Annotated in this window: 22 protein-coding genes; 3 read left to right on the plus strand and 19 right to left on the minus strand. The window is 71.2% G+C overall.

What is annotated here, in order from left to right; all coding sequences use genetic code 11:
* Nucleotides 1-27 precede the first annotated feature (27 nt).
* On the plus strand, nucleotides 28-2,145 hold the full coding sequence (locus ACZ43N_RS34275; protein WP_468102959.1) for an MMPL family transporter: 2,118 nt from the start codon (nucleotides 28-30) through the stop codon (nucleotides 2,143-2,145).
* A gap of 103 nt (nucleotides 2,146-2,248) precedes the next feature.
* On the opposite strand, the gene ACZ43N_RS34280 is transcribed toward ACZ43N_RS34275, so the two are convergent.
* Together ACZ43N_RS34280 and fmt are read right to left on the minus strand one after the other, a co-directional pair.
* Nucleotides 2,249-3,679, minus strand: a complete 1,431-nt coding sequence (locus ACZ43N_RS34280; RefSeq protein WP_468102960.1) for an RsmB/NOP family class I SAM-dependent RNA methyltransferase — start codon at nucleotides 3,677-3,679, stop codon at nucleotides 2,249-2,251.
* An 88-nt stretch (nucleotides 3,680-3,767) separates the two neighbouring features.
* Nucleotides 3,768-4,712, minus strand: coding sequence for a methionyl-tRNA formyltransferase (gene fmt / locus ACZ43N_RS34285; RefSeq protein WP_468102961.1), 945 nt, complete (start codon nucleotides 4,710-4,712; stop codon nucleotides 3,768-3,770).
* Nucleotides 4,713-5,186: 474 nt separating this feature from the next.
* On the opposite strand from fmt, the gene ACZ43N_RS34290 reads away from it, so the two are divergent.
* On the plus strand, nucleotides 5,187-5,762 hold the full coding sequence (locus ACZ43N_RS34290) for a hypothetical protein (protein ID WP_468102962.1): 576 nt from the start codon (nucleotides 5,187-5,189) through the stop codon (nucleotides 5,760-5,762).
* A 129-nt stretch (nucleotides 5,763-5,891) separates the two neighbouring features.
* On the opposite strand, the gene ACZ43N_RS34295 is transcribed toward ACZ43N_RS34290, so the two are convergent.
* The 14 genes from ACZ43N_RS34295 to pyrR form a co-directional block, all read right to left on the minus strand.
* Nucleotides 5,892-8,042, minus strand: a complete 2,151-nt coding sequence (locus tag ACZ43N_RS34295) for a primosomal protein N' (protein WP_468102963.1) — start codon at nucleotides 8,040-8,042, stop codon at nucleotides 5,892-5,894.
* Nucleotides 8,043-8,191: 149 nt separating this feature from the next.
* Complete coding sequence (metK, locus tag ACZ43N_RS34300; RefSeq protein WP_468102964.1) at nucleotides 8,192-9,400, minus strand: methionine adenosyltransferase; 1,209 nt, start codon at nucleotides 9,398-9,400, stop codon at nucleotides 8,192-8,194.
* 240 nt (nucleotides 9,401-9,640) lie between these two features.
* The gene (coaBC, locus tag ACZ43N_RS34305) at nucleotides 9,641-10,843 is read right to left on the minus strand and encodes a bifunctional phosphopantothenoylcysteine decarboxylase/phosphopantothenate--cysteine ligase CoaBC (RefSeq protein WP_468102965.1); all 1,203 of its coding nucleotides are present in this window, start codon (nucleotides 10,841-10,843) and stop codon (nucleotides 9,641-9,643) included.
* Nucleotides 10,844-11,006: 163 nt separating this feature from the next.
* A complete protein-coding gene (gene rpoZ, locus ACZ43N_RS34310; protein ID WP_055541593.1) occupies nucleotides 11,007-11,276 on the minus strand; it encodes a DNA-directed RNA polymerase subunit omega in 270 nt (89 codons plus the stop codon).
* 51 nt (nucleotides 11,277-11,327) lie between these two features.
* Nucleotides 11,328-11,921: a guanylate kinase gene (gmk, locus tag ACZ43N_RS34315; protein ID WP_468102966.1), complete on the minus strand. Its 594-nt coding sequence runs from the start codon at nucleotides 11,919-11,921 to the stop codon at nucleotides 11,328-11,330.
* Nucleotides 11,922-11,979: 58 nt separating this feature from the next.
* A complete protein-coding gene (locus ACZ43N_RS34320) occupies nucleotides 11,980-12,303 on the minus strand; it encodes an integration host factor (RefSeq protein WP_003977346.1) in 324 nt (107 codons plus the stop codon).
* A gap of 300 nt (nucleotides 12,304-12,603) precedes the next feature.
* On the minus strand, nucleotides 12,604-13,452 hold the full coding sequence (gene pyrF, locus ACZ43N_RS34325; protein WP_468102967.1) for an orotidine-5'-phosphate decarboxylase: 849 nt from the start codon (nucleotides 13,450-13,452) through the stop codon (nucleotides 12,604-12,606).
* On the minus strand, nucleotides 13,449-14,558 hold the full coding sequence (locus ACZ43N_RS34330) for a quinone-dependent dihydroorotate dehydrogenase (RefSeq protein WP_468102968.1): 1,110 nt from the start codon (nucleotides 14,556-14,558) through the stop codon (nucleotides 13,449-13,451). The genes pyrF and ACZ43N_RS34330 overlap by 4 nt, the downstream gene beginning before the upstream one ends.
* Before the next feature lie 95 nt (nucleotides 14,559-14,653).
* A complete protein-coding gene (gene carB / locus ACZ43N_RS34335; RefSeq protein WP_468102969.1) occupies nucleotides 14,654-17,962 on the minus strand; it encodes a carbamoyl-phosphate synthase large subunit in 3,309 nt (1,102 codons plus the stop codon).
* Complete coding sequence (gene carA, locus ACZ43N_RS34340) at nucleotides 17,955-19,097, minus strand: glutamine-hydrolyzing carbamoyl-phosphate synthase small subunit (RefSeq protein WP_468102970.1); 1,143 nt, start codon at nucleotides 19,095-19,097, stop codon at nucleotides 17,955-17,957. The genes carB and carA overlap by 8 nt, the downstream gene beginning before the upstream one ends.
* Nucleotides 19,094-19,660 carry a PH-like domain-containing protein gene (locus tag ACZ43N_RS34345; RefSeq protein WP_468102971.1) on the minus strand — a complete coding sequence of 189 codons (567 nt, stop codon included), beginning with the start codon at nucleotides 19,658-19,660 and terminating at the stop codon, nucleotides 19,094-19,096. Before ACZ43N_RS34345 ends, carA begins: the two co-directional genes overlap by 4 nt.
* Nucleotides 19,657-20,943 (minus strand): dihydroorotase, encoded by a 1,287-nt coding sequence (locus ACZ43N_RS34350; protein ID WP_468102972.1) that lies wholly within the window; start codon nucleotides 20,941-20,943, stop codon nucleotides 19,657-19,659. The genes ACZ43N_RS34345 and ACZ43N_RS34350 overlap by 4 nt, the downstream gene beginning before the upstream one ends.
* 5 nt (nucleotides 20,944-20,948) lie before the next feature.
* On the minus strand, nucleotides 20,949-21,983 hold the full coding sequence (locus ACZ43N_RS34355) for an aspartate carbamoyltransferase catalytic subunit (protein ID WP_468102973.1): 1,035 nt from the start codon (nucleotides 21,981-21,983) through the stop codon (nucleotides 20,949-20,951).
* A 130-nt stretch (nucleotides 21,984-22,113) separates the two neighbouring features.
* Nucleotides 22,114-22,710, minus strand: a complete 597-nt coding sequence (gene pyrR / locus ACZ43N_RS34360) for a bifunctional pyr operon transcriptional regulator/uracil phosphoribosyltransferase PyrR (RefSeq protein WP_468102974.1) — start codon at nucleotides 22,708-22,710, stop codon at nucleotides 22,114-22,116.
* A gap of 219 nt (nucleotides 22,711-22,929) precedes the next feature.
* Here pyrR and bldD point away from each other — a divergent pair, with 219 nt between their 5' ends.
* Nucleotides 22,930-23,430 carry a transcriptional regulator BldD gene (gene bldD / locus ACZ43N_RS34365; RefSeq protein WP_468102975.1) on the plus strand — a complete coding sequence of 167 codons (501 nt, stop codon included), beginning with the start codon at nucleotides 22,930-22,932 and terminating at the stop codon, nucleotides 23,428-23,430.
* A 215-nt stretch (nucleotides 23,431-23,645) separates the two neighbouring features.
* On the opposite strand, the gene nusB is transcribed toward bldD, so the two are convergent.
* Genes nusB through ACZ43N_RS34380 form a run of 3 tightly spaced genes read right to left on the minus strand, consistent with a single transcriptional unit; the run spans nucleotide 23,646 to nucleotide 25,816 of the window.
* Entirely contained in the window at nucleotides 23,646-24,080 is a 435-nt protein-coding gene (nusB, locus tag ACZ43N_RS34370; protein WP_468102976.1) for a transcription antitermination factor NusB, read from the minus strand.
* A 2-nt stretch (nucleotides 24,081-24,082) separates the two neighbouring features.
* A complete protein-coding gene (efp, locus tag ACZ43N_RS34375) occupies nucleotides 24,083-24,649 on the minus strand; it encodes an elongation factor P (protein WP_015661807.1) in 567 nt (188 codons plus the stop codon).
* A 60-nt stretch (nucleotides 24,650-24,709) separates the two neighbouring features.
* Nucleotides 24,710-25,816, minus strand: coding sequence for an aminopeptidase P family protein (locus tag ACZ43N_RS34380; RefSeq protein WP_468102977.1), 1,107 nt, complete (start codon nucleotides 25,814-25,816; stop codon nucleotides 24,710-24,712).
* Nucleotides 25,817-26,133: the final 317 nt, after the last annotated feature.

Consider the following 26,133-nt stretch of genomic DNA (forward strand, 5'->3'; position numbering starts at 1 on the left):
TGAGGCGGCGAGGTCGCGAGGGTGGTCATGACCGGGGGCCGGGGTATCGCCCACCTGGTGTGCGGGCGGCGCGCGAAGTGGGTCGTGCTGGGGCTGTGGCTGGTCGTGCTCTTCGTGGTGGCGCCGCTCGCCTCCAAGCTGACCGACGCACAGGACAACGACGCCGCGTCATGGCTTCCGGGGTCCGCCGAGTCCACCCAGGTCCTGGAGGCGTCCGAGGAGTTCCGGCCGGAGCAGATCCCCGCGGTCGTCGTCTACGCCAGGGCGAGCGGGCTCACCGCCGAGGACCGGGCGCAGATCCAGGAGGACGCGCGGGAGCTCAAGGGGCTGACAGATCACGGCATCATCGGCGCCCAGACCCGGGGGCCGGTGTACGACCGGGCAACCGACCCGAGGGCCGCCCAGATCTATGTGCCGATCACCATGGACGAGAAGGGCTGGGAGCGCATCGCCCCCGCGGTCGACTCGATCAGGGACGACGTGGGTGAGGGCGGCGACGGACTCGCCGTGCACATCACGGGTCCGGGCGGTACGAGCGCCGACTTCTCCGAGGCCTTCGAGGGCATCGACTCGACGCTGCTGTTCTCGGCGATGGCCGTCGTCATCGTGATGCTGCTGTTCACCTACCGCAGTCCGACGCTCCTTCTGGTCCCGCTGCTCGCGGTGGTCGCTGCCCTGTTCACGGCGCAGGCCCTGATCTATCTGCTGGCGGAGCACGGGGGGCTCACGGTCAACGGCCAGAGCGCCGGCATCCTCACCGTGCTGGTCTTCGGCGCGGGAACCGACTACGCCCTGCTGCTGGTCGCCCGCTACCGAGAGGAGCTGCGCCGCCACGAGGACCGCCACGAGGCGATGGCGCTCGCCCTGCACCGGGCGGGTCCGGCGGTGATCGCCTCGGGCGCGACGGTCGTGCTGAGCATGCTGGTGCTGCTGGCCGCCGAGATGAACTCGACGAGGGGTCTGGGCCCGGTGGCGGCCATCGGTGTCGCGGTCGCGCTGATCGCGATGATGACGCTCTTCCCCGCGCTGCTGGTGATCGTCGGCCGCTGGATCTTCTGGCCGGCCATCCCGCACTTCGGCTCGGCCGACCCGACGGAGCGCGGGATGTGGGCCCGTATGGGCCGGCGGATCTCGGGCCGCCCACGCGCGACCTGGGTCGCCACGGCGGCCGCCCTGGCCCTTTGCTCGCTGGGCCTGATCCAGTTGCGCGCGGAGGGCATCAGCAACGCGGACGCCTTCACCGGAAAACCGGACTCGATCGTCGGTCAGGAGGTCTCCGCACGCTACTTCCCGGCGGGCAGCGGCGATCCTTTGGTGATCATCAGCAACCAGGCGCAGGCCCGCGAGGTGGGCCGCACGGTCGCGGACACCTCAGGGGTCGTACCGGACTCGCTCGGGCTGCCGCCGGGCACGAAACCCTTCCACGAGGGCAAGGTCCTCTTCGAGGCGACCATGTCCGACCCGGCCGACAGCGAGGCGGCGAAGGACACCGTCGAGCGGGTCCGGGACGCCGTCCACGCCGTCCCGGACGCCGACGCGCAGGTCGGCGGCGGCACGGCGGCCCTACTGGACATGGACAGGGCGACCACGCACGACAACCTGCTGATCATCCCGCTGGTCCTGCTGGTCGTGCTGCTGATCCTCTGTGTCCTGCTCCGCGCCCTGCTCGCCCCCCTGCTGCTGATCGGCACGGTGATCCTTTCCTTCACCGCTGCCCTCGGCATCAGCGCGCTCGCGTTCCGCCACCTTTTCGACTACGCGGGCGAGACGACGGACTTCCCGCTCTTCGTCTTCGTGTTCCTGGTCGCCCTGGGCATCGACTACAACATCTTCCTGACCACCCGTATCCGTGAGGAGGCCACCCACCAGGGCACCCGCAGGGGCGTGGTGACGGGCCTCGCGGCGACGGGCGCGGTGATCACCTCGGCGGGTCTGGTCCTGGCCGGCACCTTCGCGGCGCTCGCCACCCTGCCCATGGTCGCCTTCGCCGAGATCGGATTCGCGGTCGCCCTGGGCGTCCTCCTGGACACCTTCATCGTCCGGTCCGTCCTCGTCACGGCCCTCTTCCTGGACATCGGCCGGAAGGTGTGGTGGCCGCACCGGCTGGCCCGGGAGGACGCCCCGCGGACCGGCGCCTCGGTCTGAGCCGTCGTCCGGCGGCGGCGTAACGGGGTCGGGTCCCCGGAGAGCCGGTTCGACTTGCCGCCGACGATTCTCCAGGGACCCGACCGGGGCGCCGTGCCGGCGCTCAGGCGGTGCGGCGGATCAGCGCCAGGTACATCGCGTCCGTGCCGTGCAGATGCGGCCACAGCTGTACATCGGGTCCCTCACCGAGCGCCGGTACGCCGTCCAACAGCGGCCGGGCGTCGATGAGATCGGCTCCGTCGCCGTACTGCTTGAGGACGTCCGCGACGACCGCGCGGGTCTCGGCGAGGTGCGGCGAACAGGTCGCGTACCCCACGACGCCCCCGATCCGCACCGACTCCAACGCGGTGTGCAGCAGGGCCCGTTGCAGCGGGGCGAAGTTCTCCAGGTCCTCGGGGCGGCGCCGCCAGCGCGCCTCGGGCCTCCGCCGCAACGCGCCCAGCCCCGTGCAGGGCACGTCCATCAGCACCCGGTCGAAGGAACCGGGCCGCCACGGCGGACGCGTACCGTCGGCAGCGATCACCTGATACGGCCCGGGGTTGCCGTCGAGCGCCTTGGCGACGAGGCCCGCGCGATGCGGCTGCTTCTCGGAGGCGAGCAGAACGGCACCGCGCTCGGCGGCGAGGGCGGCCAGCAGCGCGGCCTTGCCGCCGGGCCCGGCGCACCCGTCCAGCCATGCCCGGTCGGGCCCGTCGAGCGGCGCGTTCGCGAGGGCCAGCGCCACGAGCTGGCTGCCCTCGTCCTGCACACCCGCACGGCCCTCCCGTACGGCGTCGACGGCCCCCGGCTCCCCGCCCTCGGTGAGCCGCACGGCGTAGGGCGACCAGCGCCCCGGCATCGCGGAGTCCTCCCGGAGGAGTTCCTCGGTGGTGGCCCGCCCCGGCCGGGCGACCAGCGTGACCTCGGGACGCTCGTTGTCCGCCTCCAGCAGGTCCTCGATCCCGGCCCGACCGCCGCCGAGCGAGTCCCACAGCGCGGAGACGACCCACCGGGGGTGCGAGTGCACGACGGCCAGGTGGTCCTCGGGGTCCTCGTCGTACGGCGGCGCGACCCGCTCCAGCCAGCCGTCGAGGTCGTGCTGGGCGATCTTCCGCAGTACGGCGTTCACGAACTTGGCGCGCCCGTCGCCGAGCACGACCCGCGCGAGGTCCACGGAGGCGGAGACGGCCGCGTGCGTCGGGATACGCGTACCGAGCAGCTGATGCGCGCCCAGGCTCAGTACGTCCAGCACCGGGGGGTCGACCTCCCGCAGCGGCCGGTCCACGCACGCGGCGATCACCGCGTCATAGGTCCCCTGCCGGCGCAGCGTCCCGTACACCAGCTCGGTCGCCAGCGCCGCGTCCCGCGCGTCGAACGAGTCGGGACCCTCCTTCTCCCGTGCCTTCCGCAGCAGCGGCGGCAGGACGAGATTCGCGTACGCGTCCCTCTCGTCCACGGCCCGCAACGCCTCGAAGGCGAGGAGGCGGACGGGGTCCTTCTGGGGTCGACGGTACGGCTTGCCCGGCTTACGGGGGCGGCGGGACTGCTCACTCACGAAAAAGGTGCTCCGGATAAGGGAAGAGGTGCCACGCCCAGCGTACGACGCGGGATCGAGCCGCCGGGCGGCGCCCGGGTCGATACTCCTAGGCCGTGCCCTCGGCGCCGAGGGACTCGCCGGAGGCGATGCGCACACCCCGCGCCCAGTCGGCGGCCCGCATCGGCTTCTTGCCCTGGGCCTGCACCCAGAGCAGCTCCACCGCATACGAGCCGGTCCCGGCGTACACGTTGTTCTTGCCGACCTCCAGGGCGCCCGGCGCCAGCTCGGTCCGCTCGGGCACCGGCGCGACCTGGATGAGCTTCAGCCGCTCACCCCGGAACGTCGTCCACGCGCCAGGCGCTGGTGTGCACCCGCGCACCACCCGGTCCACCCGCAGCGCGGGCGCCGCCCAGTCGATCCGCGCGTCCTCGACAGTGATCTTCGGTGCGAGGGTGATCCCCTCGGCGGGCTGCGGCACCGCCTTCAGCGTGCCGTCCTCGATCCCGTCCATCGTGGCGGCGAGCAGCCCGGCCCCCGCGAAGGCGAGCCGCGTCAGCAGGTCGCCGCTGGTGTCGGTGGGGCGGACCTCCTCGGTGACCGTGCCGTACACCGGCCCGGAGTCGAGCCCCTCCTCGATGAGGAACGTGGACGCACCGGTGATCTCGTCCCCCGCCATGATCGAGTGCTGCACGGGTGCGGCGCCGCGCCAGGCGGGCAGCAGCGAGAAGTGCAGGTTGACCCAGCCGTGCGCGGGGACGTCGAGAGCGACGCGCGGCAGCAGGGCGCCGTAGGCCACCACCGGGCAGCAGTCCGGCCCGATCTCCCGCAGCCGGGCGAGGAAGTCCTCGTCCCGCGGCCGGTGGGGCTTCAGCACCTCGATGCCGGCCTCCTCGGCCCGCTGCGCCACCGGGCTCGCGACCAGCCGCCGTCCCCGTCCGGCCGGCGCGTCGGGCCGCGTCACCACCGCGACCACCTCGTGCCGCCCCGACGCGATCAGCGCGTCCAGGGCGGGAACCGCGACCTCGGGGGTACCAGCGAAGACAAGCCTCATGGGTGACTGTCGGCCTCTCGGACGGAAGTTCAACAACCCCTGCACACAAGGCACAGGACAACGCACCAGTCTATGCCCCCCGTACGCCCCGGCAGGCCACGACACCAGCCCCACCGACAGCAAGCACGCACTCGGCCCCCACGCTCGACCCCTCGCACTCGGCACCTCACACTCGGCACCTCGCGGGTGCCGGACAAGCCGCCCACCGCTGACCGTTCGCACCCACACCACTCACCGCCCGCCGCCGCCAGGCCCCGCGCCCCACGGAAACCCGCACGTGTCAGCCGGCCCGCACGAACGGTGCGCGGGTCGGAGACAACGTCGCACACCCGTCCCCACGCGCCCCACGCATATGCCCCACGCCCCCCACCCCGTTACCAGCGGAGCGGATCCGCGTTGGTCAAGAAAGAGTTGACCACTACCGGCCGCAATCGCGGCACATCCCTTTTCAACGCCGGTTCGAGAGGCTTGTTCATGGCCGACCACGCAACCCACGACGCCCAGGCTCGGGCCAGCCTGCACTTGCTGGTGCGGGACATCGAGCGGGTCCGCCGGCAGGTGGACGCACTACGCACCCTCACCGCCCAACTGGGCAACGTCTACCGCCCGCGCCGCTCCGGCCCCTCCACGGGCTTCGTCGTCTACGGACGCGCCCCCGCCCCGACCGTCCGCCTCGCCCAGGAACTGCGGGACAGTGTCGAGACCCTGGTCACGGCCGCCGTGGACTTCGACCGCTCACTCGGTTTCTCATGGGACGCGGTGGGCTCGGCCCTCGGGGTGACCAAACAAGCGGTGCACCGCCGTTACGGCGCCCGCCGCGCGGCCGCCCAGGCGGCGGCCGAGGCGGAGCGCACGGGAGAGCCCCAGGGCTCCCGCACCGTGGGCTCCGGCCTGCCGACGGTCCCCGCGGCCCGCTCCATGCCGGGTCAGTTGCCCGGCCAGATGACGGGCCCGATGCCGAGTCAGATGCCGACCCAGCCGACAGCCGGCAGCCCCACCCTTCGCGACGAGACAAGACCCACAGCCTTCCCCGGCCCGCGCAACGGCTGACGACACTCCGACTGCCTCCCGGCACCCCAACGGGAGGCAGTCGCGTACCCCGGCCAAGCACGCTCTTGCTTCGCCACTCCCCCGCGCCCCCGCTGCCCCACACAACGGCGCCGCTCGACAGCCGCCACCTCACCCGATGTCCAGCGGATCCACCCGAATCCGCACCGCCTCGCTCCCCCCGCGCGCCATCCGCGCGGCCTGCGCACTCTTCAGTGCGGCGGCCAGCGCCGCCCCGCTCCCCGGCGGCACCCGGATCAACGCACGCTCCCACACCTCTCCCGGCGGCGGCGTCCCCACCCGCCGTGCCCGCCCCACCTCCACGACGGGCAGCGGCACAGGCCCCAACACCTCGGCGTCCGGTGGCAGTTCGACGCCGCCCAGAAAGTCGGCCACGGCCGGGGCCGTACCGGAAACGGCCGCCATCCGGGACACCGGCGGAAACCCCAACTCGGCGCGGTCCGCGAGCTCCCGCACGGCGTGCCCCACCGGATCCCATCGCACGAGCGCCTGCACGGGCCGTAGCGTCGGCTCGGCGACCACGACGACCGTGCCGCCCGCCCCCTGGTCCCGCACGAGCGCGGCAGCCCCGATCCACCGGCGCAGCGCCTCCTCCGCGGCCCGCAGGTCGGGACGCCCGAGCAAGGCCCAGCCGTCGAGCAGCAGAGCTGCCGCGTACCCGCCCTCGGCCACCGGCTCGGCCCCGGGTGTACTCACGACCAGCGCCGGTGTCCCCGGCACAGTGTCGAGCACATGTTCCCGTCCGGAGGTCCGCACCGGCACTGCGGGAAAGGCCCGCCCGAGCTCCTCGGCGGTCCGCCGTGCCCCCACGACCTGGGCCCGCAGCCGATGACTCCCGCACTCCGGGCAGCGCCAGCCCGCCTCCTCACGCCCGCACCACCCGCACACCAGCGCTCCGGCGCCTTCCCTCGCCTCCAGCGGCCCCGCGCAGTGCCGGCACCGCGCGGACTCCCGACACCGCGCACAGGCCATCCTCGGCACATAACCCCGCCGGGGCACCTGGACGAGGACGGGGCCGTCCCGAAGCCCGTCCCTGGCGACCTGCCAGGCCAGGCTGGGCAGACGCGCGGCGCGGGCCGCCTCGTCGCGCGCCAGCTCCCCGTCACCGACGGTCCGCACCAGCGGCGCGACGGCCCGTACCTGGTCCCTCGCAGCGGCGATCGGCGCGGCCCACCCGCTCTCGACGAGCTGGGCCGCCTCGACGGTGCAACTCCAACTCCCCAACAGGAAAGCGCCTTTGTCACGAGTGGCCCGGAGCTCCAGCACCTCCCGCACATGCGGGAAGGGGGCGTTGTCATCGCTGTGATTGGCGTCGCCGTCGTCCCAGACGACGACCAGCCCCAGATTCCTCACGGGGGCGAACATGGCGGCCCGGGTGCCGACCACAGCCCGTACGGCCCCCCGCCGCACGGCCAGCCACTCCCGATACCGCCGCTCCTGCCCCACGTCGGCGGTCAGCAGCGCGTGCTGACCCTCCCCCAGCAGTTCCCGCAGGGCCTCGTCGACCCTCGCGGCAGGCCGCCCCGCCGGTACGACGACGAGCGCACCCCGCCCGGAGGCCAGGGTCGCCTGCACGGCCCGCCCGATCTCCTCCGCCCACTCGGGCCCCGGCAGAGCGGTCCACACGGCTCGCGGCGAACGGCCGGCGGCCAGCGCCCGCAGGAATTCCGGGCCCCGCGCGTATCTTCCCCAGGACCCCGGTTCCGGCGCGGCCGGAGCGGGCGGCGGCCCGCCCAGCTCGGCCGACTCGGCCCGACCGTGTCGCGGCGGAACGGCCAGCTGCAGCACATCGGCGAGGCTCCCGGCATACCGGTCCGCCACCGCCCGAGCGAGCCCCAGCAGCTCCGGGCTCAGCACCGGCTCGGGCGACACGACCTGCGCCAGCGCGGCCAACGGCCCCGCGTAGTCCGACTCGGCGACACGCTCGACGAGGAACCCGTCGATCAGCGAGCCGCCCTCCCGCCGCCCCTCCCTGACATTGCGCCCCCCGGCCCCGAACCGCACCCGCACCCGCACCCCGGGCTGCGCCACGGCGTCCAGCTCCTCGGGCACCGCGTAGTCGAAGTACCGGTCGAGATGCAGCACCCCTTTGTCGACGAGCACCCGGGCGACCGGCAACTCCTTCGCCAAGGCGGCCCCCCGCCACGTCCGCGGCTTGGCCCGCGGCGCTTTGGCCTTCTTCACGGCCTCCCGAATGAGCGCGAGCTGCTCCGGCCCGGCACCCCCCGCGCCACCACCGCTCGTCCCGTCCTCGCTGCTCACGCCTGCATTCTCCCAAACCCCACTGACAACCGGGGGCGCCCGCCCGTCCGGGATCGGCGCCCGGCACGCGGGGAGCACCGCGAGAACGCCGAGGCCCGGCGCCCCCTCGGGGACACCGGGCCTCGTGAAGGACCGGAGGGTTCCGGGCGTTACAGACCCGCCGCCTCGCGGAGGGCGTCCACGCGGTCCGTGCGCTCCCAGGTGAAGTCGGGGAGCTCGCGGCCGAAGTGGCCGTACGCGGCGGTCTGGCCGTAGATCGGGCGGAGCAGGTCGAGGTCGCGGATGATCGCGGCGGGGCGGAGGTCGAAGACCTCGTCGATCGCCTTCTCGATCCTGTCCGTGCCGATCTTGGCGGTGCCGAAGGTCTCGACGAAGAGGCCGACGGGCTCGGCCTTGCCGATGGCGTAGGCGACCTGGACCTCGCAGCGGGAGGCGAGGCCCGCGGCGACCACGTTCTTGGCGACCCAGCGCATCGCGTACGCGGCGGAACGGTCGACCTTGGACGGGTCCTTGCCGGAGAAGGCGCCGCCGCCGTGGCGGGCCATGCCGCCGTAGGTGTCGATGATGATCTTGCGGCCGGTGAGGCCGGCGTCGCCCATGGGGCCACCGATCTCGAAGCGGCCGGTCGGGTTGACCAGGAGGCGGTAGCCCTCGGTGTCCAGCTTGATGCCGTCGTCGAGGAGGGCCTTCAGCTCCGGCTCGACCACGAACTCGCGGATGTCGGGGGCGAGCAGGGACTCCAGGTCGATGTCGCTGGCGTGCTGGGAGGAGACGACGACCGTGTCGAGGCGGACCGCCTTGTCGCCGTCGTACTCGATGGTGACCTGGGTCTTGCCGTCGGGACGCAGGTAGGGGATGGTGCCGTTCTTGCGGACCTCGGACAGGCGCTTGGACAGACGGTGCGCCAGGAAGATCGGCAGCGGCATCAGCGTCGGCGTCTCGTCCGTCGCGTAGCCGAACATCAGGCCCTGGTCACCGGCGCCCTGGCGGTCCAGCTCGTCCTCGTCGCCCTCGACCCGGGACTCGTAGGCCGTGTCGACGCCCTGCGCGATGTCCGGGGACTGCGAACCGATCGACACCGACACACCACAGGACGCTCCGTCGAAGCCCTTCTTCGACGAGTCGTAACCGATGTCCAGGATCGTGTCGCGGACGAGCTGGGCGATCGGCGCGTAGGCCTTGGTCGTGACCTCGCCGGCCACATGCACCAGGCCGGTCGTGATGAGCGTCTCCACCGCGACTCGGGACGTGGGGTCCTCGCGCAGCAGGGCATCGAGAATGGCATCGCTGATCTGGTCAGCGATCTTGTCGGGGTGACCCTCGGTCACGGACTCGGAGGTGAACAGGCGACGGGACACAACGCTCCCTGTGGTTGCAGCGGCTGCTGGCTGATCATTGGCGGACGGGACGGGGGCTGCGCCCGGCGTCGTCCAAGAACAGTTTATCGGTCGGTCTCGACCACCGGCCCACCTGTCTCGCCTCTCGGGAGCTCTGTGACCTGCGGCACGTGCATTCTGCCCAATGGCCGTCGGTGTCCGCCAGGGTCGCCACGCCCTTGAGTTGTCCACTTCTGACTGCGCGTGGCGCGAATGGAGCAGTCAGTCCAGGCGGTTGACGACGAGGTCCCATACCGTGTCGGCCAGTGTTTCCTTCGGGCCGTACGGCACGGCGGTCTCACTCCCGTCCGCTCCCAGCACGACGGCCTCGTTCTCCTCGGAACCGAAGGTCTTGCGCTCCCCCACCTCGTTCACCACGAGGAGGTCGCATCCCTTGCGCGCCAGCTTGGCACGGCCGTTCGCGAGGACGTCGTCGGTCTCCGCGGCGAAGCCGACGATCAGCTGGTTCGGGCGGGGGCGGTCGGCCGCTATCTCCGCGAGGATGTCCGGATTGCGGACCAGGACGACCGGCTCGGGGTCCTGGCCGTCCTTCTTCTTGATCTTGCCGGTGGCGTAGGTCCCGGGGCGGAAGTCCGCGACGGCGGCCGCCATCACCACCACGTCCGCGTCCGGCGCCGCCTTGAGCACCGCCTCGCGCAGCTGGACCGCCGTACCGACGCGGACGATGTCCACGCCCGCCGGGTCCGGCAGCCCGGTGTTCGCCTCGATCAGGGTGACCCGGGCGCCCCGGGCGGCGGCCGTACGGGCGAGGGCGTACCCCTGCTTGCCCGAGGAGCGGTTGCCGAGAAAGCGGACAGGGTCGAGGGGCTCGCGGGTGCCTCCCGCGCTCACCACGACGTGCCGTCCGGCGAGGTCCGGTCCGGCGACACCGCGGGCCAGCACCCGACGGCAGACCTCGAAGATCTCGGCGGGGTCCGGCAGCCGGCCCTTGCCGGTGTCGACGCCGGTCAGCCGGCCCACGGCAGGGTCGATGACGAGGGCTCCGCGGCGGCGCAGCGTCGCCACGTTCTCCTGGGTGGCCGGGTGTTCCCACATCTCGGTGTGCATCGCCGGGGCGAAGACGACGGGACAGCGAGCGGTGAGCAGGGTGTTCGTCAGCAGGTCGTCCGCAAGGCCGTGGGCGGCCTTGGCGAGCATGTCGGCCGTCGCCGGGGCCACGACCACCAGGTCGGCCTCCTGGCCGATGCGGACGTGGGGCACCTCGTGGACGCCGTCCCAGACCTCGGTGGAGACCGGGTTGCCGGAGAGCGCGGACCAGGTGGCGGCGCCGACGAAGTTCAGCGCGGAGTCGGTCGGCACGACCCGCACGTCATGCCCGGACTCGGTCAGCCGGCGCAGCAGCTCACACGCCTTGTAGGCGGCGATGCCACCGCTGACCCCCAGAACGACCTTCGGCTTGCCCACCGGGCCTCCCCGCACTCGAACCCGAACCTGACCGACGCACACCGCGGCTCGTCGGCGTACGCATCCATCACACACCACAGGCCCGACAGTCGCGCTGCCGGGCCTGTGGAAAAACCTACTGCGGTCCGCAGATATGACCAGCTGCGGAAACCTCCTGTGCTGCTTACGCGGGGCCGTCGACGGCCTCGGACGTCAGCAGACCCGCGTTGATCTCGCGCAGGGCGATCGAGAGCGGCTTCTCGTGGACGTGCGTGTCGACGAGGGGACCGACGTACTCGAGGAGGCCCTCGCCGAGCTGCGAGTAGTACGCGTTGATCTGGCGGGCACGCTTGGCCGCGTAGATCACGAGGCTGTACTTCGAGTCGGTGGCCTCGAGGAGCTCGTCGATCGGCGGGTTGATGATGCCCTCGGGCGCGGAGATGGAAGAGGACACGCTCTACCTTCCGATGGATGGGAAAGATTCAGTGTGCATGGTCAGTGACGATCACACAACGTCCATCAAGGCTAGCAGCTCGCGGGCCACGTCCTCGACGGAGGTGTTGACCAGGGTGACGTCGAACTCCGGCTCGGCCGCGAGTTCGACCTTCGCCGCGTCCAGGCGGCGTTCGATCACCTCGGGCGGTTCGGTGCCCCGCCCGGTGAGTCGGCGCACCAGCTCGTCCCAGGAGGGCGGAGCCAGGAACACCAGCTGTGCGTCGGGCATGGTCTCGCGGACCTGGCGGGCGCCCTGGAGGTCGATCTCCAGCAGGACCGGCTCGCCGCGCTCCAGGCGTTCGAGCACGGCGCCCCGGGGGGTGCCGTAGCGGTTGCCCGCGAACTCGGCCCACTCCAGCAGCTCGCCGTTGGCGATCAGCTTGTCCATCTCGTCGTCGGTGACGAAGAAATAGTGGACGCCGTCCTTCTCGCCGGGACGGGGCTTGCGGGTCGTCGCCGACACCGAGAGCCAGACATCGGGGTGCGCCTTGCGCATATGGGCGACGACCGTGCTCTTGCCGACCCCGGAGGGGCCGGAGAGCACGGTCAGCCGCGGACGTACGTCCGGGGGCTCGGGGGTCGTCCCCCGGAATGTTGCAGCCATGCAGCGATTATTCCAGCAATCCCGGAGTGCCCGGGACTCCCTGCCCGCGGTGCCCGGGTCAGGAACCGGTGCTGCCGAACTCACGCTCCAGGGATGCGATCTGGTTGGAGCCGAGGCCGCGCACACGACGGCTCTCGGAGATGCCGAGTCGCTCCATGATCTGCTTGGCGCGGACCTTGCCCACGCCGGGCAGCGACTCAAGGAGGGCGGAGACCTTCATCTTGCCGATGACGTCGTTCTCCTGGCCCTGCTTGATGACCTCGTGCAGGGAGGCGCCGGAGTGCTTGAGTCGATTCTTGACCTCGGCCCGCTCCCGGCGAGCCGCGGCGGCCTTTTCGAGCGCGGCTGCGCGCTGTTCAGGGGTAAGGGGCGGAAGAGCCACGCCTACGTCACCTCGGATGTCGAACTGTCGGATACGGACCGGTGAGGAACCTAGTCGCCCCACACCTGGGGAGGCACGAGCAACACGCTTGCCCGTTCTCCCCCTACTGCCTGGAGGGCGTGGGAGGTGCCCTCACTCGTCGGAGACTAGCGGCCAACTCCGTCAGAGTCAGCGAGAACAGCGGAAAAGTCCTGGTCAGCCTCCCTGGAGTCGGACATAAGCCGCATACTGCCCCGGATTTGAGAATGTATTCAGACTCAAGCCGTCCGGTAAGCGCTGCCCGAGCACTCATCGGAGGTCTCAGCAGGCCTCCACGGCGGCCCTGATCTCGTCCGCGAAACGATCCGAGGCGTCACGCAGCGCGACGACGTCGGGACCGTGACGAAGAACACCCCGGCTGACATTGGGGACCACATGGCGCACGGCCGCCCCGAAGACCGCGGGGAGATCGGACGGGGTGGCCCCCTGCGCCCCGATGCCGGGCGCGAGAAGAGGTCCGTTGATCTCCAGGTCGTACGACGAGAGGTCGCCCAGCGTGGCGCCGACGACGGCGCCGAAGGAACCCAGGGGCTCCTCCCCCGCATTCTCGGCCGCCAGGTGCGCCAGCATCGTCGCCCCGACGTCGCGCCCGGCGGCGTCCTCGGTGCGCACGGCGTGCTGCACCTCGCCGCCCTCCGGGTTGGAGGTCAGCGCCAGTACGAACAGCCCGGCACCGCTCTCCCGCGCCAGGTCCACGGCCGGCTTCAGGGATCCGTAGCCGAGGTACGGCGAGACCGTCAGGGCGTCCGAGAACAGGGGCGCGTCCTTGTGCAGAAAGGTCTCGGCGTACGCGGCCATGGTGGAGCCGATGTCGCCGCGCTTGGCGTCCATGACGACCAGCGCACCGGCCGCCCGCGCCTCCTCGACCGACTTCTCCAGGACGGCGATACCGCGCGAGCCGAACCGCTCGAAGAACGCGCTCTGCGGCTTGAGGACCGCCACCCGGCCCGCCAGCGCCTCGACGACCGTACGGCTGAAGCGCTCCAGGCCCGCGATGTCGTCGTTCAGACCCCAGGCGGTGAGCAGGGCGGAGTGCGGGTCGATCCCCACGCAGAGCGGGCCTCGATCGTCCATGGCGCGGCGCAGTCGCGCGCCGAAGGGCTCGGTCATGCCGTCTTCTTCCTCACGTCGGCGCCGACAGCGTCGGCGAGAGTGGCGTACGGGCTGGTGCGCAGGCGGGCGGCGAGGCCCTTGTGGACGGCGCGCGCCCAGAAAGGACCTTCGTAGACGAAGGCGCTGTAGCCCTGGACGAGGGTGGCGCCCGCGAGGATGCGCTGCCAGGCGTCCTCGGCGTTCTCGATGCCGCCGACGCCCACCAGGGTGATCCGGTCGCCCACGCGCGCGTAGAGGCGGCGCAGGACCGCCAGGGAACGCGCCTTCAGGGGCCCACCGGAGAGTCCGCCGGTCTCCTTCACGAGGGAGGGTTCGGAGGTCAGACCGAGTCCTTCGCGGGCGATGGTGGTGTTCGTGGCGATGATCCCGTCCAGGCCCAGCTCCACGGCGAGATCGGCGACGGCGTCGATGTCCTCGTCGGCGAGGTCCGGGGCGATCTTCACCAGCAGCGGCACACGGCGGTTGCGCACCGTGCGGTCGGCGGCCTCGCGGACGGCGGTCAGCAGGGGCCGCAGCGCCTCGGTGGCCTGGAGGTTGCGCAGACCGGGCGTGTTGGGCGAGGACACGTTCACGACCAGGTAGTCGGCGTACGGGGCGAGGCGCTCGGTGGACTTCACGTAGTCCGCGGCGGCCTCCTCCTCGGGGACGACCTTGGTCTTGCCGATGTTGACGCCCACGACCGTCCTGAAGACGGGGTTGCGGGAGGCCAGACGGGCGGCGACCGCCAGGGAGCCCTCGTTGTTGAAGCCCATGCGGTTGATCAGCGCCCGGTCGGCGACCAGGCGGAAGAGCCGCTTCTTGGGGTTGCCGGGCTGCGCCTCGCCCGTGACCGTGCCGATCTCGACGTGGTCGAAGCCCAGCATCGACATCCCGTCGACGGCGACGGCGTTCTTGTCGAAGCCGGCGGCCAGCCCGAACGGGCCGTGCATGCGCAGTCCGAACGCCTCCGTGCGCAGTTCCTCGTAACGGGGCGCCAGGGCGGCCGCGAGGTACGTGCGGAGCACGGGGATCCGGGCGGCCAGGCGGATCCAGCGGAAGGCCAGGTAGTGGGCCTCCTCCGGGTCCATCCGTGTGAAAACCAGACGGAAGAACAGCTTGTACATCTCGAAGTCCTCAGGTCCTCATGGGGGCGGACGTCCTCATGACGGGTGTCCTCATGAAGAGGGGGACACCGTTTCCGGTGTCCCCCTCAGGGCTGCTAGTCGCGGGCCGCCATCAGGTGTTCGGCGTGTTCCTGGAGCGAGCGCACCCCGACGTCGCCGTGGTTGAGCGCGTCGATGCCCTGGACGGCCGCGGCGAGCGCCTGGACCGTCGTCAGGCACGGCACCGACCGGGCCACGGCGGCCGTACGGATGTCGTAGCCGTCGAGGCGGCCGCCGGTGCCGTACGGGGTGTTGACGATGAGGTCGACCTCGCCGTCGTGGATGAGCTGGACGATGGTCTTCTCGCCGTTCGGACCGGTGCCCTCGGACTGCTTGCGGACGACGGTGGCGTTGATGCCGTTCCGCTTGAGCACCTCGGCGGTGCCGGAGGTGGCGAGCAGCTCGAAGCCGTGGGCGACCAGCTCGCGCGCCGGGAAGATCATCGAGCGCTTGTCCCGGTTGGCGACGGAGATGAACGCGCGGCCCTTGGTGGGCAGCGGGCCGTAGGCGCCGGCCTGCGACTTGGCGTACGCCGTGCCGAAGACGGAGTCGATGCCCATGACCTCGCCGGTGGAGCGCATCTCCGGGCCGAGGACCGTGTCGACGCCGCGCCCGTGGATGTCGCGGAAGCGCGACCACGGCATGACGGCCTCCTTGACGGAGATCGGCGCGTCCAGCGGCAGCTCGCCGCCGTCGCCGTTCTTCGGCAGCAGCCCCTCCTCGCGCAGCTCGGCGATGGTCGCGCCCAGCGAGATCCGGGCGGCGGCCTTGGCCAGCGGCACCGCCGTCGCCTTCGAGGTGAAGGGGACGGTGCGGGAGGCGCGCGGGTTGGCCTCCAGGACGTAGAGGATGTCGCCGGCCATCGCGAACTGGATGTTGATCAGGCCGCGCACACCGACGCCCTTGGCGATGGCCTCGGTGGAGGCCCGCAGGCGCTTGATGTCGAACCCGCCGAGGGTGATCGGGGGCAGGGCGCACGCCGAGTCGCCGGAGTGGATGCCGGCCTCCTCGATGTGCTCCATGACGCCGCCCAGGTACAGCTCCTCGCCGTCGTAGAGGGCGTCGACGTCGATCTCGATCGCGTCGTCGAGGAACCGGTCGACGAGGACGGGCCGGGAGGGGCTGATCTCGGTCGACTCGGCGATGTACGCCTCCAGGCGCGCCTCGTCGTAGACGATCTCCATGCCGCGTCCGCCGAGGACGTAGGACGGCCGGACGAGGACCGGGTAGCCGATCTCGTCGGCGATGGCCTTGGCGCCCGCGAAGGTGGTCGCCGTGCCGTGCTTCGGGGCCGGGAGGCCGGCCTCGGCGAGGACCTGGCCGAAGGCTCCGCGGTCCTCGGCGGCGTGGATGGCCTCCGGGGAGGTGCCCACGACCGGCACGCCGTTGTCCTTGAGCGCCTGCGACAGGCCCAGCGGGGTCTGGCCGCCGAGCTGGACGACGACGCCCGCGATCGGGCCGGCCAGCGACTCGGCGTGCACGATCTCCAGCACGTCCTCGAGCGTGAGCGGCTCGAAGTACAGACGGTCGGAGGTGTCGTAGTCGGTGGAGACGGTCTCCGGGTTGCAGTTGACCATCACGGTCTCGTAGCCCGCGTCGCTGAGCGCGAAGGAGGCGTGGACGCAGGAGTAGTCGAACTCGATGCCCTGGCCGATGCGGTTGGGGCCGGAACCCAGGATGATGACGGCCGGCTTCTCGCGGGGAGCGACCTCGCTCTCCTCGTCGTAGGAGGAGTAGAAGTACGGGGTCCTCGCGGCGAACTCGGCGGCGCAGGTGTCGACCGTCTTGTACACCGGGCGTACGCCCAGCGCGTGCCGGACCTCGCGCACGACGTCCTCGCGCAGGCCACGGATCTCGCCGATCTGCTGGTCGGAGAAGCCGTGCCGCTTGGCCTCGGCGAGGAGGTCGGGGTCGAGCTTGTCGGCGGCTGCCAGCTCGTCCGCGATCTCCTTGATGAGGAAGAGCTGGTCGACGAACCAGGGGTCGATCTTCGTGGACTCGAAGACCTCCTCCTGGGTGGCGCCGGCGCGGATGGCCTGCATGACGGTGTTGATGCGCCCGTCGGTCGGGCGGACCGCCTCGCGCAGCAGCTCCGCCTTGTCGCCGGGATCGCCGACGAAGGCGAACTGGCTGCCCTTCTTCTCCAGCGAGCGCAGTGCCTTCTGCAGCGCCTCGGTGAAGTTGCGGCCGATCGCCATGGCCTCGCCGACCGACTTCATGGTCGTGGTGAGCGAGGAGTCGGCGGAGGGGAACTTCTCGAAGGCGAAGCGCGGGGCCTTCACGACGACGTAGTCGAGCGTCGGCTCGAAGGAGGCCGGGGTCTGCTCGGTGATGTCGTTGGGGATCTCGTCCAGCGTGTAGCCGACGGCGAGCTTCGCGGCGATCTTGGCGATCGGGAAGCCGGTCGCCTTGGAGGCGAGGGCGGACGAGCGGGAGACGCGCGGGTTCATCTCGATGACGATGACCCGGCCGTCCTCGGGGTTCACGGCGAACTGGATGTTGCAGCCGCCGGTGTCGACGCCGACCTCGCGGATGATCGCGATACCGACGTCACGCAGCACCTGGTACTCGCGGTCGGTCAGCGTCATCGCGGGCGCGACCGTGATCGAGTCGCCGGTGTGCACGCCCATGGGGTCGAAGTTCTCGATGGAGCAGACGACCACGACGTTGTCGTGCTTGTCGCGCATCAGCTCCAGCTCGTACTCCTTCCAGCCGAGGATGGACTCCTCCAGGAGCACCTCGGTGGTCGGGGAGAGAGTGAGACCCTGGCCCGCGATACGGCGCAGCTCCTCCTCGTCGTGGGCGAAGCCGGAGCCGGCGCCGCCCATGGTGAAGGACGGGCGGACGACGACGGGGTAGCCGCCGAGTGTCTCCACGCCCTGGAGGACGTCGTCCATGGAGTGGCAGATGACCGAGCGGGCGGACTCGCCGTGGCCGATCTTGGCGTTGACGGCTTCGACGACCAGCTTGAACTGGTCGCGGTCCTCGCCCTTGTGGATCGCCTCGACCTTGGCGCCGATCAGCTCGACGCCGTACTTCTCCAGGACGCCGTTGTCGTGGAGCGAGATGGCGGTGTTGAGCGCGGTCTGGCCGCCGAGGGTCGGCAGCAGTGCGTCGGGGCGCTCCTTGGCGATGATCTTCTCGACGAACTCGGGGGTGATCGGCTCGACGTAGGTGGCGTCGGCGATCTCCGGGTCGGTCATGATCGTCGCCGGGTTGGAGTTCACCAGGACGACGCGCAGGCCCTCGGCCTTCAGGACCCGGCACGCCTGGGTGCCGGAGTAGTCGAACTCGGCGGCCTGGCCGATGACGATCGGGCCGGAGCCGATGACCAGGACGGACTGGATATCGGTGCGCTTAGGCACGCTGGCCCTCCATCAGGGATACGAAGCGGTCGAACAGGTAGGCGGCGTCGTGCGGGCCGGCTGCCGCTTCGGGGTGGTACTGGACGCTGAAGGCCGGGCGGTCGAGGAGCTGGAGTCCCTCCACCACGTTGTCGTTGAGGCAGACGTGGGAGACCTCGGCGCGGCCGTAGGGGGTCTCGGAGACCTTGTCGAGCGGGGCGTCGACGGCGAAGCCGTGGTTGTGCGCGGTGACCTCGACCTTGCCGGTCGTGCGGTCCTGCACCGGCTGGTTGATGCCGCGGTGGCCGTACTTCAGCTTGTAGGTGCCGAAGCCGAGGGCGCGGCCGAGGATCTGGTTGCCGAAGCAGATGCCGAACAGCGGGGTTCCGCGCTCGAGGACCGTCTGCATGACGGACACCGGGTGGTCGGCGGTGGCCGGGTCGCCGGGGCCGTTGGAGAAGAAGACGCCGTCGGGGTTCACGGCGTACACCTCCTCGGCGGTCGCCGTGGCGGGCAGTACGTGCACTTCGATACCGCGCTCGGCCATGCGGTGCGGGGTCATGCCCTTGATGCCGAGGTCGACGGCGGCGACGGTGAACTTCTTCTCACCGATCGCGGGGACGACGTACGGCTCCTTGGTGGCGACCTCCGCGGAGAGGTCGGCGCCCTTCATCTCGGGGGCCTGGCGGACCTCGGTGAGCATGGTGCCCTCGTCGGGCAGGGCGTTGCCGGAGAAGATGCCGACGCGCATAGCGCCGCGTTCGCGCAGGTGGCGGGTGAGGGCGCGGGTGTCGACGCCGCTGATGCCGACGACGCCCTGCTGGGCGAGCTCCTCGTCGAGGGTGCGCCGGGAGCGCCAGTTGGAGGGCACGCGCGCGGGGTCGCGTACGACGTAGCCCGCGACCCAGATCCGCTTGGACTCGGGGTCCTCGTCGTTGACACCGGTGTTGCCGACATGGGGGGCGGTCATCACGACGACCTGGCGGTGGTACGACGGGTCGGTGAGGGTCTCCTGGTAGCCGGTCATACCGGTGGAGAACACGGCCTCGCCGAAGGTCACCCCCACGGCCCCGTAGGCGCGGCCGCGGAACATCCGGCCGTCCTCCAGGACGAGTACCGCGGGAACCTTGGTGGCTCCCCTAGTGGAGGTCGTCATCGTGCGCCTTCCGTTTCCGTCTTCTTGATCATCTGGTTCAGGGTCTCGACCCACTCGTTGTGTTCGGCTGCGTGGTCGGAGCGGAACCCGGAGTCGAGCAGCTTGTCGCCGTGCGTCCAGGTGACGACGAGCAGTCCGCCCTCGGTGAGGACCTTGCCGGCGATGCCCTTGTCGAGCCGGGCTTCGCGCAGCGCCTCGCGGGGGACGAAGAAGTCCGTCGCTCCGGGCCGTACGACGTCCAGGCCCGCGTCCGTCAGGGTGAGCTCGACCCGGCTGCGGGTGCCCAGGCCGTGCGCCACGATGCGGTCGAGCCACTGCCCGGCGGTGGTGGAGCCGTGGTAGCGGCCGCTCATCGTCAGTCTGGCCTCACCCGGCTCCTCCGGCGCGGTGGGGAGTTCCGGCAGGTCGCTCTGGAGGGTGCCGCGCCACTTCCAGCCCTCGCGCATCAGCCAGTAGACGAGGGCGACGAAGAGGGCGAGTCCGACGACCCAGCCGATGCGTCCGGCCCAGTTGGTGACCTCGGCCGATTCCTTCTGCGCGGCCAGCAGAATTACAGGTGTCACGTGAGCTTCCCGTCGACGAGCGTGGCCTTGCCCCGCAGCCACGTGTGCGTGACACGGCCCGGCAGCTCGCGGCCCTGGTACGGGGTGTTGCGGCTGCGCGAGGCGAAGCCCGCGGGGTCCACCGCACCACGGTATGCCGTGTCGACGAGCGTGAGGTTGGCGGGCTCACCTGCCGAGACGGGACGGCCGTGACCGGCGGCCTGCCCGATCCGAGCGGGCTTGAACGACATGCGGTCCGCGACGCCCGCCCAGTCGAGCAGCCCGGTGTCGACCATCGTCTCCTGGACCACCGACAGGGCGGTCTCCAGGCCGACCATGCCCATGGCGGCCGCGGCCCACTCGCAGTCCTTGTCCTCGTGCGGGTGGGGGGCGTGGTCGGTGGCGACGATGTCGATCGTGCCGTCGGCGAGGGCCTCGCGCAGCGCCAGCACGTCGCGCTCGGTGCGCAGCGGCGGGTTGACCTTGTAGACCGGGTTGTACGTGCGCACCAGTTCGTCGGTGAGGAGGAGGTGGTGCGGGGTGACCTCGGCGGTGACGTCGATGCCGCGGGACTTGGCCCAGCGGACGATCTCGACGGACCCTGCGGTCGACAGGTGGCAGATGTGGACGCGGGACCCGACGTGCTCGGCGAGCAGGACGTCCCGGGCGATGATCGACTCCTCGGCCACCGCGGGCCAGCCGCCGAGCCCCAGCTCGGCCGAGACGACGCCCTCGTTCATCTGGGCGCCCTCGGTGAGCCGCGGTTCCTGGGCGTGCTGGGCGACGACTCCGCCGAAGGCCTTCACGTACTCCAGGGCGCGGCGCATGATCACCGCGTCGTGCACGCACTTGCCGTCGTCGGAGAAGACGGTGACGCCGGCGGCCGACTCGTGCATGGCGCCCAGCTCGGCGAGCTTCTGGCCCTCGAGACCGACGGTGACGGCGCCGATGGGCTGGACGTCGCAGTAGCCGTGCTCCTGGCCGAGCCGGTAGACCTGCTCGACCACACCGGCGGTGTCGGCGACCGGGAAGGTGTTGGCCATGGCGAACACGGCGGTGTAGCCGCCGGAGGCGGCCGCGCGGGTGCCCGTGAGGACCGTCTCGGAGTCCTCGCGACCCGGCTCGCGCAGATGGGTGTGGAGGTCGACCAGGCCCGGCAGGAGCACCTTGCCCCCGGCCTCGACGACGTCGGCGCCGTCGGCGGACAGGCCGACGCCCACCTCGGCGATGGTCTCGCCGTCGATCAGCACGTCCTGCGGCTCGCCGCCGAGCACCTTCGCACCACGGATCAGGATCTTGCTCATCTGTCTTACTTCTCCTCGGCCGCGAAAGGGGTGTGCGCGGAGCGCTCGTTGGAAGGGTGGTGGTGGGCGACGGGCGGGCGGGTGTGGGTGACGGCGGGCTCATTGCCCCCGAGCAGCAGGTACAGGACGGCCATGCGGATGGAGACGCCGTTGGCGACCTGCTCGACGACGGTGCAGCGGTCGGAGTCGGCGACCTCGGCGGTGATCTCCATACCGCGGACCATCGGGCCGGGGTGCATCACGATGGCGTGCTCGGGCATCCGCGCCATACGGTCGCCGTCGAGCCCGTAGCGCCGCGAGTACTCGCGCTCGGTGGGGAAGAACGCGGCGTGCATGCGCTCGCGCTGCACGCGCAGCATCATCACGGCGTCGGCCTTCGGCAGCGTGCTGTCGAGGTCGTACGACACCTCGCAGGGCCAGGTCTCGATGCCGACCGGCAGCAGGGTGGGTGGGGCGACGAGGGTGACCTCGGCGCCGAGGGTGTGCAGCAGGTCGACGTTGGAGCGGGCGACCCGGCTGTGCAGGACGTCGCCGACGATCGTGATGCGCTTGCCGGACAGGTCCTGGCCGAGGCCGGCGTCCCTGCCGACGAGCCGGCGGCGCATGGTGAAGGCGTCGAGCAGGGCCTGGGTGGGGTGCTGGTGGGTGCCGTCGCCCGCGTTGATGACGGCGGCGTCGATCCAGCCGGAGTTCGCGAGCCGGTACGGGGCTCCGGAGGCACCGTGGCGGATGACGACGGCGTCGACACCCATGGCTTCGAGGGTCTGGGCGGTGTCCTTGAGGGACTCGCCCTTGGACACGCTCGATCCCTTGGCGGAGAAGTTGATGACGTCCGCGGAGAGGCGCTTCTCGGCGGCCTCGAAGGAGATCCGGGTGCGGGTGGAGTCCTCGAAGAAGAGGTTGACGATCGTGCGGCCGCGCAGGGTCGGCAGCTTCTTGATCGGCCGGTCGGCGACCCGGGCCATCTCCTCGGCGGTGTCGAGGATGAGGACGGCGTCGTCGCGGGTGAGGTCGGCGGCCGAGATGAGATGACGCTGCATCTGTCAGGCTCCGTAAGGCAGTTCGGTGTCGGGAGGCGAGGCCCGACCGGCCGGGCACAGCCGGCCGGGCGGGCGGGCGCGCGAACGCGCGACGCATGGGCGCACGGCAGCGCCGTACGCCGGGCGGTCGCTAGTGCTGCGCGCCCCGGGCGGTCTGCTTCGCACCGAGCAGCACGGTGTCCCGACCGTCCTCCTCGGCGAGCTGGACCTTGACCGTCTCCCGCAGCGACGTGGGGAGGTTCTTGCCGACGTAGTCGGCGCGGATGGGCAGTTCGCGGTGGCCGCGGTCGACGAGGACCGCGAGCTGGACGGCGCGCGGGCGGCCGATGTCGTTCAGCGCGTCGAGCGCGGCGCGGATCGTGCGGCCGGAGAAGAGGACGTCGTCGACGAGGACGACGAGACGGCCGTCGATCCCGTCACCGGGGATCTCCGTGCGGGCCAGCGCACGCGGCGGATGCATACGCAGGTCGTCGCGGTACATGGTGATGTCGAGCGAGCCGACCGGGATCTTGCGGTCGGTGATCTCGGCCAGCTTGTCGGCGAGCCGCCGGGCGAGGAAGACACCCCGGGTGGGGATGCCGAGGAGCACCACGTCGTCGGCGCCCTTGGCGCGTTCGACGATCTCGTGGGCGATGCGGGTCAGTACGCGTGCGATGTCGGGGGCCTCGAGGACGGGCCTGGCATCGGACGGCTGCGGATCCTGTTGCGGATTTTCCTGCGTGTCCATACGAAACGGACCTCCTTCTCCGCCTCACGGGACGGACCTTAAAGGACGTCGGAATTGCGCCATCAACGGTAGCAGGCCCCGGCAACGCCCCTGATCACCCCCCTGGCCCAATGGACAGCGTTTGCCGCGGAAGAGTCGGTCCGGACCATTCGGCTTGACGGGGCAGAGTCACGCTGCGTAACCTCACAGTGAGTCACCAGCCTTCGTCCGGGGAGCTATATGTCCAGCGAATACGCCAAACAGCTCGGGGCCAAGCTCCGGGCCATCCGCACCCAGCAGGGCCTTTCCCTCCACGGTGTCGAGGAGAAGTCCCAGGGACGCTGGAAGGCGGTCGTGGTCGGTTCGTACGAGCGCGGCGACCGCGCCGTCACCGTGCAGCGCCTTGCGGAGCTGGCGGATTTCTATGGGGTCCCTGTGCAGGAGCTGCTTCCCGGCACGACCCCCGGTGGCGCCGCCGAGCCGCCGCCGAAGCTCGTCCTGGACCTGGAGCGTCTGGCCAATGTGCCGGCCGAGAAGGCGGGCCCGCTCCAGCGGTACGCCGCGACGATCCAGTCCCAGCGCGGTGACTACAACGGCAAGGTGCTCTCCATCCGCCAGGACGACCTGCGCACACTCGCCGTCATCTACGACCAGTCCCCCTCGGTCCTCACCGAGCAGCTGATCTCCTGGGGCGTCCTGGACGCGGACGCGCGTCGCGCCGTCTCCCACGAGGACAGCTGACCCCTCGGCCGGGGCTCAGCAGAAACGTGCCGCCGGGGTGGCCGGAACCTTCTGGTTCGGGCCACCCCGGCGGTTTGTCTCTACAGAGACGTCACGCGGGCCCGCAGCCACGGGGCCGCGGGCCCGCCCATGTGCTGCAGGGGGGCCGGGGGCTGAGCGACCAGCGACGAACAACCGCGGCCGGCATCGCACGACAGCCTCCCCGGGGCGCTGCCCTATTCGGCTTCCCTGCGGAGCGACGGCTTGAGGTCCTTCAGGCGCCCCAGCAGTCCGTTCACGAACGACGGGGAGTCGTCCGTGGAGAACTCCTTCGCCAGCTGCACCATCTCGTCGAGCACCACCGCGTCCGGAGTCTCGTCCACCCAGATCAGCTCGTACGCGCCGAGCCGCAGGATGTTGCGGTCCACGACCGGCATCCGGTCGAGGGTCCAGCCCACCGAGTACTGCGCGATCAGCTCGTCGATCGGCTTGGCGTGCTCGGAGTACCCCTCGACCAGCTGCATCGTGTACTCGCTGACCGGCGGCTGCCGGGTGTCGGACCGGGAGTGCCGGATCCAGTCCGCGAGGACGGTCAGGACGTCGGCCCCGCGCTGGTCGCCCTCGAAGAGGATCTGGAAGGCGCGCTTGCGGGCCGTGTTACGGGCAGCCACGGTTAGCTGTTCACCCGACCGAGGTAGTCGCTCGTGCGGGTGTCGACCTTGATCTTCTCACCGGTGGTGATGAAGAGCGGCACCTGGATCTGGTGACCGGTCTCCAGGGTGGCGGGCTTGGTGCCACCGGTGGAGCGGTCACCCTGGACGCCGGGCTCGGTCTCCTGGATGACGAGCTCGACGGCGGCCGGCAGCTCGACGAAGAGCACCTCGCCCTCGTGCTGCGCGACGGTGGCCGTGAAGCCCTCGATCAGGAAGTTGGCGGCGTCACCGACGGCCTTGCGGTCGACCATCAGCTGGTCGTAGGTCTCCATGTCCATGAAGACGAAGTACTCGCCGTCCATGTAGGAGAACTGCATGTCGCGCTTGTCGACGGTGGCCGTCTCGACCTTCACGCCGGCGTTGAAGGTCTTGTCGACGACCTTCCCGGAGAGCACGTTCTTGAGCTTGGTGCGCACGAAGGCCGGGCCCTTGCCGGGCTTGACGTGCTGGAACTCGACGACGGACCAGAGCTGGCCGCCTTCGAGCTTGAGCACCATGCCGTTCTTGAGGTCGTTCGTGGAAGCCACGGTTGCTTCAATCTCCTGGACTTACGTGGACGACCCCGGGGCACGCGCGCAGCTCAAGGGCTAGAGCGCGAGCAGCTCCTTGGTCGTGATGGTGAGTAGCTCGGGTCCGCCGTCCGCCTCGGGGCGTACGACGAGCGTGTCATCGATCCGGACACCGCCCCGGCCCGGGAGGTGGACCCCCGGTTCGACGGTGACCGGCACGCAAGCGTCCAGTTTACCCATGGCCGCGGGGGCCAACTGCGGGTCCTCGTCGATTTCGAGTCCCACACCGTGCCCCATCAGTACCGGGAGGTCCGCGCCGTGACCCGCGGAGTCCAGTACATGGCGGGCTGCGCGGTCGACGGCGCGGTAGGCGGCGCCGGGGGCCAGGCTCTCGCGGCCCGCCCGCTGGGCTGCGAAGACGAGGTCGTAGAGCTCGATCTGCCAGTCGGCGGGCGAGGTCCCGATGACGAAGGTGCGGCCGATCTCGCAGCGGTAGCCGCGGTAGACGGCGCCGAGGCAGACGGAGAGGAAGTCGCCCTCCTCGACGCGTCGATCGGTGGGGAGGTGGCCGCGCCGGCCGGAGTTCGGGCCGGTGGCGACGGAGGTGGTGAAGGCCGGACCGTCGGCGCCGTGGTCGACGAGCCGGCGTTCCAGTTCGAGGGCGAGGTGCCGTTCGGTGCGGCCCACGAGGATCGATTCCAGGAGTTCGCCCAGGGCCTGGTCGACGATCTCGGCGCCGATCCGCAGGCAGGAGATCTCCTCCTCGTCCTTGACGACCCTCAGCTGTTCGACCGCGCCGCCGAGATCGTCGAGCCGCAGCCTGGGTGCGACCGCGCGGATGGCGCGGTGCCGGGCCACGGTGAGGTGGTGTTCCTCCACAGCGAGGGACTCGGCGCCGTCGGCTGTGACGAGGTCGGCGGCGGCGACCGCCGGGTCGCTGCCGGGCTTCGGCAGCAGGTGGACGCGTACGGCTTCGTCGAGCCGTCCCTCGGCGCTGTCGCCCCTCGGGGCTGCGCCGCAGAGGAGGACGTCCTCGCCTGCGCCGAGCAGGAGGACGGCGCCGCGGGGGACCGCGCCCGTGAGGTACCGCACGTTGGCCGGGCGGGTCACGAGCGCGGTGGCGCTGCCGCTCGCCTGGCAGCGCTCTCTCAGCCGGGATCGGCGGGCGGCGTGGGCGTCTGACATGACCCGAGCGTAAGAGCTCCGCTGGCTGGGCGCCGGTTCAGTGCGGCCGAGTGGGGGCGGGGGTGGGGGTGGGGGCCGGAGGGGGGCGGTTGTATGCCGGGTGCGGGTGGGTGGGGGCTCGTCGCGCCGTTCCCCGCGCCCCCGAAAGGTCTGCCAGGGCTGATCGGCGGTCGGCCGCTCCGCAAGCCCGACATCGCGAAGGGGATGGGAAAGGTTGCGTATCGGGTGCGGGTGGGTGGGGGCTCGTCGCGCCGTTCCCCGCGCCCCCGAAAGGTCTGCCAGGGCTGATCGGCGGTCGGCCGCTCCGCAAGCCCGAC

It is taken from the genome of Streptomyces sp. NPDC030814 (genome assembly GCF_055572155.1).

What these genes read in the sequence shown, in the direction of transcription:
- ACZ43N_RS34275 (WP_468102959.1), top strand. Translation starts at nt 28, where the DNA reads ATGACCGGGGGCCGGGGTATCGCCCACCTGGTGTGCGGGCGGCGCGCG.
- fmt (WP_468102961.1), bottom strand. Translation starts at nt 4,712, where the DNA reads ATGAGGCTTGTCTTCGCTGGTACCCCCGAGGTCGCGGTTCCCGCCCTG.
- ACZ43N_RS34290 (WP_468102962.1), top strand. Translation starts at nt 5,187, where the DNA reads ATGGCCGACCACGCAACCCACGACGCCCAGGCTCGGGCCAGCCTGCAC.
- gmk (WP_468102966.1), bottom strand. Translation starts at nt 11,921, where the DNA reads ATGGCTGCAACATTCCGGGGGACGACCCCCGAGCCCCCGGACGTACGT.
- pyrF (WP_468102967.1), bottom strand. Translation starts at nt 13,452, where the DNA reads ATGACCGAGCCCTTCGGCGCGCGACTGCGCCGCGCCATGGACGATCGA.
- ACZ43N_RS34330 (WP_468102968.1), bottom strand. Translation starts at nt 14,558, where the DNA reads ATGTACAAGCTGTTCTTCCGTCTGGTTTTCACACGGATGGACCCGGAG.
- carA (WP_468102970.1), bottom strand. Translation starts at nt 19,097, where the DNA reads ATGACGACCTCCACTAGGGGAGCCACCAAGGTTCCCGCGGTACTCGTC.
- ACZ43N_RS34350 (WP_468102972.1), bottom strand. Translation starts at nt 20,943, where the DNA reads ATGAGCAAGATCCTGATCCGTGGTGCGAAGGTGCTCGGCGGCGAGCCG.
- ACZ43N_RS34355 (WP_468102973.1), bottom strand. Translation starts at nt 21,983, where the DNA reads ATGCAGCGTCATCTCATCTCGGCCGCCGACCTCACCCGCGACGACGCC.
- pyrR (WP_468102974.1), bottom strand. Translation starts at nt 22,710, where the DNA reads ATGGACACGCAGGAAAATCCGCAACAGGATCCGCAGCCGTCCGATGCC.
- bldD (WP_468102975.1), top strand. Translation starts at nt 22,930, where the DNA reads ATGTCCAGCGAATACGCCAAACAGCTCGGGGCCAAGCTCCGGGCCATC.
- ACZ43N_RS34380 (WP_468102977.1), bottom strand. Translation starts at nt 25,816, where the DNA reads ATGTCAGACGCCCACGCCGCCCGCCGATCCCGGCTGAGAGAGCGCTGC.